Source organism: Prevotella sp. S7-1-8 (genome assembly GCF_000758925.1).
Taxonomy (GTDB): domain Bacteria; phylum Bacteroidota; class Bacteroidia; order Bacteroidales; family Bacteroidaceae; genus Prevotella.
The window spans coordinates 1-6,502 of sequence record NZ_JRNC01000103.1; the positions used below are offsets into that span (position 1 = coordinate 1).

Sequence of the window (6,502 nt, forward strand, 5' to 3'; positions counted from 1 at the left end):
CTGCGGCTTCGTGCAGGCATCTCGTTTCCCTTTACCACGCATACGGCAAGACACACCTTTGCCACGCTCATCACGCTTGAACAGGGAGTGCCAATAGAGACCGTGAGTAAGATGCTGGGGCATTCCAACGTGAGCATGACCGAGCGTTATGCAAAGGTAACCCCACAGAAACTCTTTGAGGAGTTTGACCGTTTCCTTTCTTTCACCGAAGAGATGCAGTTGGCTATCTAATCCTTATCAAATCATTTGATTTCTTATCTATTCATTTAAAATTTCAAACCACCAAGACAATGAGAAGTACATTTAAGATACTGTTTTACATCAACAGACATAAGACAAAGGCAGACGGCAATACCGCCATTCTCTGCCGTATCACCATCGACGGAAAGAACGCAGCTATTACCACAGGTGAAGAGTGCCAGCTCTCTGAGTGGAACGCCAAGCAGGGGTTGACAACCAACAGGAAGACCAATCAAAGAATCAATGAGTTCAGGGAATTAGTAGAGAAAACCTATCGGGACATACTGACGAGGGACGGAGTGGTAAGCGTGGAACTTATCAAGAACCGCTTGCAAGGTATTGCCACCAATCCGACCACGCTCCTTGCCATGAGCAGGGCCGAACTGCAAACAGTCAAGGAAAGTGTTGGCAGATCAAGGGCAGAGGGAACTTATCTGAACCTGTTCTATTCTGACAGAAATCTCCGTGAATTTGTAGAAAACAAAGGAGTGCAGGATATACCCATCGGAGCCATTACAGAGGACTTGTTCGAGGAATACCGTTTCTTTCTGAAAAAGCGTGGACTGAAAGCATCCACCATCAACAGCAACCTCTGCTGGCTGAGCCGACTGATGTTCCGTGCGGTCAGCAAGAGGATTATCCGCTGCAATCCGTTTGAGAATGCCAAGTATGAGAAAGAGGAAAAGAAGATACGCTTTCTGCAAAAGAGCGATGTAATGAAACTTATGTCAATGAGGATGAATGACAAGGAAACAGAGTTAGCAAGACAGATGTTCATCTTTTCCTGCTTCACAGGACTGGCTATCTCAGATATGGAGAATTTGGAATACAAGCATATCCAAACGACAGCAGACGGACAGATGTATATAAGAAAGGAGCGTCAGAAGACCAAGGTTGAGTTCATCGTGCCATTACATCCCATAGCGGAAGCTATCATCAACTATTGTCGGAAAGAGCAAGAAAGAAGCGAGGAACAGCAGACGGTGAAAGAAAAAGGCGACCACCTTGTTTTTCATCGTGATTGCAGCCGCAGTGTCATGGATGCCAAACTGAGTATTGTGGGAAAGGCTTGCGGTATCTGCCAAAGACTTTCCTACCACATGGCAAGACATACATTCGGCACAATGAGCCTAAGCGCAGGAATACCTATTGAAAGCATCGCCAAGATGATGGGACATGCCTCCATATCAAGCACTCAAGTCTATGCGCAGGTAACGGACAGGAAGATATCAGAGGATATGGACAGGCTCATTGCCAAGCAATCGGCAAAAGAAAAGGAAACTTCGGAGAGAGAGGTTTGTGAATCTTCGGATATTGTAACCTATAAAATGGAGGAAACGGCATGAAGACAAACAACAACCTAAAAATAAGAACAAACACTGCCAATCATCGCAGCTATTTTGATTGGGGCAGCAATATGCAGGTCATTCGCAAGGGAAACGGAGAGATAGCCATGACAGAGAGTGAACTTGTGAGGTACTTCGGGGTAACATGGAAGAAACTCAACCATAGGCTGAAAACGATTATGAAATCCTCCAACCTGCATCCCGAAGAAAGAGTTGCTGACGAGGAAGAAGTCGTTATCAATGGACCGCTCAAAGGCTATACACCGCTCTATCCGCTTTCTATCATCATCGCTCTGTCCTTTCTGTTAGACAACACGGAAGTGCATTTGTTCAGAAAGTACATCTGTCAGAAGCTGCAGAAACCAGCATCCATAATAACACCGATATTCCTGATAGGCAACATGGATAACTGATGGTAATACGCTTTTTTCTTTCACTGATTATATCTTACTACATAACTACAATAGGGTATAATACGGTGAAAGAAAAAATCTTGTAGCGTAGTTAGTAAGAGAAGCATCCAGTTACTACTTAAAAACTACATACTACTTCTATTGGTAATCTTCCAGTAAGAACACACACTGCTTGCCATTATATTCGTATCACTTGCAAAATGATATTCTGAAATGGAATGGAAATGATCAACCCAAATAAAAATAACTTCAAAGAATTTGGGTGTTTGGAAAATACTCGGTATTTTTGCAAAAATAACCGACTTAATATATGTTAATAAACAAAGAAGAAAAGAAGGTTGTTGATATTCTTAGGAACTGTATTGAAAAAGCAAACACCGGTACTCTGTTTTTTAATAATAGTTTCCCAGAATACGACGACGAGTATGTTGGCAAAATTTTGTCAGATTTTGTCCGGCAGGGATTGTTATTAAGGCTATCTCGTGGTATATACCTAAAAACAAAGGAAACCAAATTCGGTGTTGTTTATCCAACTACCGAGGATATTGCTCGTGCTATTGCAGAAAGAGATAATGCAGAGATTCTTCCTACTGGTAGCACCGCGCTGAATACGCTCGGATTGTCCGAACAAGTTACCATGACCCCTGTTTTTCTCACCAGTGGGTCTGCAAGAAAAATCAAGTGTGGCAATAAAACCATCACGTTCAAAAGAGGAGTGCCCAAGAATTTCGCATTGAAGGGAAAGGTCACACGTCTGTTAGTACAAGCCATGAAAGCTATCGGTGAACGAAACTATAATGACGAGTGGGAAAGTGCAATCAATGTGATATTGAGTAAATATCCAGAGGACGATACCATGTCGAAAGACTTAAAAGTCATGCCTGCATGGATAAGAAGAAAAATAATAAACATCCTAAACAATAAGAATCATGAGCAGTTGGCAGAATCATAGCATTGATGAGAGGATCTCAATGATACAATCAGTCGCACAAGATCATAATATCGAAGATAATGCGGTAGAGAAGGATTGGTGGGTGACAGTAGTCCTCAAAGCCCTGTTTAACACATCTTGTGGGAAATGGCTTCTTTTCAAGGGCGGAACTTCTTTGAGTAAAGGATGGAATCTTATTAACCGTTTCAGTGAAGATATCGACATCTCCATTGACAGAACTTTTTTTGAAAAAATCCTTAACCTGCCATTTGCCAAGTGTGAGAACAACAACCAGGTAAAGAAGTTAAGAAAAGCGTCGCGAGATTATATTCATGGGACACTTTCAGCAGAACTGGATGTGGAACTTAAGAAAATGGGAATTGAAGGATATACTGTAAAGAATGAAACGATGGCGGGGGAACCTCCCAAGCCTATAGATCATGACAGTGACCCAACGGTAATATTCGTCAATTATGAAAGTATCTTCCCGTCCAGCATGAGACTTATTGATGCGAGGATTAAAATAGAAATCAGTTGTCTATCTATGTCTGAGCCTAATGAGAAATGCGACATTCGCTCTCTTGTCTTTGATAAGTTCCCTGAAGAGGATGATGAAATGACAGCATCTATCAAGACTGTAACGCCATCAAGAACATTTTTGGAGAAGGCACTGCTTCTTAGTGAGGAGCTTCAAAAGGAAGAACCAAGAACATTGCGTATGTCCCTGCATCTCTATGATTTAGATAGATTGATGGACACAGAGTTTGGCCAGAAGTCACTGAACGATGGCAACCTTTATAAGGCTATCGTAGAACATCGTCGTCGTTTCTATCATTTGGGATATGTGGACTATGACAAAGATTATCCGACAAGTATTGATTTTATCCCCCGAAATGAGGTTCTGAAAGCCTATCGTCTGGACTATGAGACAAATATGGTAGATGGATATATATATGGCGAAGCCAAGCCCTTTAAGGAATTGATGAAAAGAATGGAGAAATTACTTCATGACTTCAGACAAATTATAATTCCTTAGATTAGATGTGCCATTGACCATCGTTTGTTACAGGTATCAAAATACACAATCCAATGTTTCCTTTATGACGGGAGGTGAAATTTGCAATAGTGCTCTTGTTGTTGATTATTCGCCCTTAAAAATAGGCCACTAGTCATAAATTTGAGCCTTTTTTCAAGTTTTTCAAAAAAAAGTTTCAAAATTCGTGCAGTCTTTTAGTCACAATCTGCTCCTTTTAATAAAAAGGAAAAGTATATCTATGAAAGTAGATGTTGATATAAACGCATGTAAACAGGGAGAACGGAAAGCTCTCGGAAATTTATACAAGGCATATTCCGACAGATTATTGCGGATATGCCAGCATTATGTGACAGACGAAAGCACGGCAAAAGATATTTTGCATGATGCGTTCATCATCATCTTCACCTCCATCAAATCGCTGAAAGACAACTCAAAATTGGAGGGATGGATGATCACCATTGTAAGGAACCTTTCTCTAAGGTACCTGCAAAGCACAGTGAAGGATGACATTCCTCTGTCTAGTCTGGGCACAGATTTTTTGAGCGAAGAAGACGAGGAAGAAAAGAATATAGAACTTGAACTATTGTTGTCGGCAATAGAGTCGTTACCGGAGGGGAACAGGGAGATATTCAAACTCTCGGTTCTGGATGGTCTTTCTCATAAGGAAATTGGAGAACTGCTTGGTATCAATCCTCACAGTTCATCTTCTCAGTTGGTTCGGGCAAAGAAAATGTTGCGGACTATACTGATGAACTATTGGTTGCTCTTCTTGCTTCCAATTCTGATATCTGTCTATATCTATTTCGTAACGAAGGACAAAACTGTTGGAACTTCTGAACACAAGCAAACAGCAGTAACCACTCATAAGGAGCTGCCAGGACGGGTTCAAAAAGAATCTACCTCTCAAAAGATAGTGCAACCAAGATATTCCATCCCATCAAGTATAAGTACCAGTAATAATGATGAACGTGCCTTGGCAGAAATGGCTACCTCTACTGAAAAGATTTCTTCACGGATGATAACAGATAGTGTAGAATCCGAGCAGCAGACTGTAGTTTTCCATGTGGATTCTATACAGAAACAATTGGTTATAAAGGGTATCAGCACCATAGACTCCGTGCTTCGTATTCCACAAATTACCGAAGAAAAAATGATGGCATTGAATGAAAGTATGTCGCCTAGTGTCAGCAATAAGAAGAAATACCCATGGACATTTAAATTCGGCTATTCATCTAATGCCGGAGCAAATGGAGCCATGTCCAATTTGAACTACCTATCAGTAGTAGATTACGCTAACGGTGGGGCTTCGGCCAAATTATATACATGGGATGATTATGTAAATTATTTGGTTCGGAACAATGCACTGATGGATTCTGTCGAGAGGGCAAAAATGTCATGGATAGCACTGAATAATGCAACAGAAGGCAACGCATCCTTAGGTGAGAAGGCGCACCACTACCGCCCCAAAACCTTTAGTTTGTCGCTCAACAAGCAACTAAGTTCCCATTGGACTTTTGGCACGGGATTGACTTACACAAGAATGAAGTCTGATTTTGAGAGTGAGTTTCATGGTGCGACCTTGTTGAAGACCCAGAAGATTGATTATGTGGGCATACCATTGCAATTGACCTATCGTATATGGAGCAAGGGACGATTCAATGCCTATACGACTGGTGGAGTGACATTCGAGATGCCAGTTCACAGTTCACTTGATAAGAAGTATATCATAACGTCTGACTCGTCCTACACGTTAAAGGGTGACATCAAGCCACGTTATCAGTGGTCTGTGAACTTAGGTATCGGTGTTCAGTATAGGCTATTCAAGCCTTTCAGTCTGTATTTAGAACCTAACATGTTCTATTACTTCTGGAATGGCAGTGACCTTGAAACCTACCGCACAGAGCATCCGTTCATCATAACAGTACCATTTGGATTGCGGCTTACTTGGTAAATGAAATAAATAGATAAAAAAAGTCATAAATATTGTGCAGTCTTTTCGTGGTTTTCTGCTCTTAACAATAAAAGACAAAACTCAAAAGAAAGAATGTACAGTATTTATGACTACATCCACAACGGAATAGTATTTGCCAACAATGTAATACGCAGACGGCATAAGGTACTTACTTCCTTGATGATATATTCCACTACCAACTGCCAGTCACGTTGCAAGCACTGTTCCATTTGGAAGAAACCTACGGAAAATTTAAGATTAGACGACATCATCAAGATAATGAACAGCAAATGTATAACGAAACGCACGACGGTCGGCTTGGAGGGAGGTGAGTTTATCCTTCATCCCGAAGCAGACAAGATATTGGGATGGTTTGACACTCATCATCCTAACTATACGCTGCTGTCTAATTGTCTTGCGGTAAACAAGGTAATATCTGCTGTAAAAAATCATCACCCCAAGCATCTGTATATTTCACTTGACGGCACCAGAGAAACCTATCTCTATATGCGTGGCAGGGATGGATATGATAAGGTTATCGAAGTTATAGAGGCGTGTAGGGATATTGTTCCTATTTCCTTGATG

Annotated in this window: 7 protein-coding genes; all 7 read left to right on the forward strand. The window is 41.2% G+C overall.

Annotation, left to right across the window (positions count from 1 at the left end):
* The coding region (locus HMPREF1640_RS11825; protein WP_036895101.1) for a tyrosine-type recombinase/integrase at nt 1–231 on the forward strand (231 nt) is incomplete at its 5' end.
* Between the two features lie 59 nt (nt 232–290).
* Complete coding sequence (locus tag HMPREF1640_RS11830) at nt 291–1,586, forward strand: site-specific integrase (protein ID WP_036895104.1); 1,296 nt, start codon at nt 291–293, stop codon at nt 1,584–1,586.
* Nucleotides 1,583–1,999 carry a hypothetical protein gene (locus tag HMPREF1640_RS11835; RefSeq protein WP_036895105.1) on the forward strand — a complete coding sequence of 139 codons (417 nt, stop codon included), beginning with the start codon at nt 1,583–1,585 and terminating at the stop codon, nt 1,997–1,999. Before HMPREF1640_RS11830 ends, HMPREF1640_RS11835 begins: the two co-directional genes overlap by 4 nt.
* A gap of 310 nt (nt 2,000–2,309) precedes the next feature.
* Nucleotides 2,310–2,951 (forward strand): DUF6088 family protein, encoded by a 642-nt coding sequence (locus tag HMPREF1640_RS11840; RefSeq protein WP_036895107.1) that lies wholly within the window; start codon nt 2,310–2,312, stop codon nt 2,949–2,951.
* On the forward strand, nt 2,929–3,966 hold the full coding sequence (locus HMPREF1640_RS11845; protein ID WP_036895108.1) for a nucleotidyl transferase AbiEii/AbiGii toxin family protein: 1,038 nt from the start codon (nt 2,929–2,931) through the stop codon (nt 3,964–3,966). The genes HMPREF1640_RS11840 and HMPREF1640_RS11845 overlap by 23 nt, the downstream gene beginning before the upstream one ends.
* Before the next feature lie 238 nt (nt 3,967–4,204).
* Nucleotides 4,205–5,917 carry a sigma-70 family RNA polymerase sigma factor gene (locus HMPREF1640_RS11850; protein WP_036895114.1) on the forward strand — a complete coding sequence of 571 codons (1,713 nt, stop codon included), beginning with the start codon at nt 4,205–4,207 and terminating at the stop codon, nt 5,915–5,917.
* A gap of 93 nt (nt 5,918–6,010) precedes the next feature.
* On the forward strand, nt 6,011–6,502 hold a 492-nt coding region (locus tag HMPREF1640_RS13000), incomplete at its 3' end, for a radical SAM protein (RefSeq protein WP_156098812.1).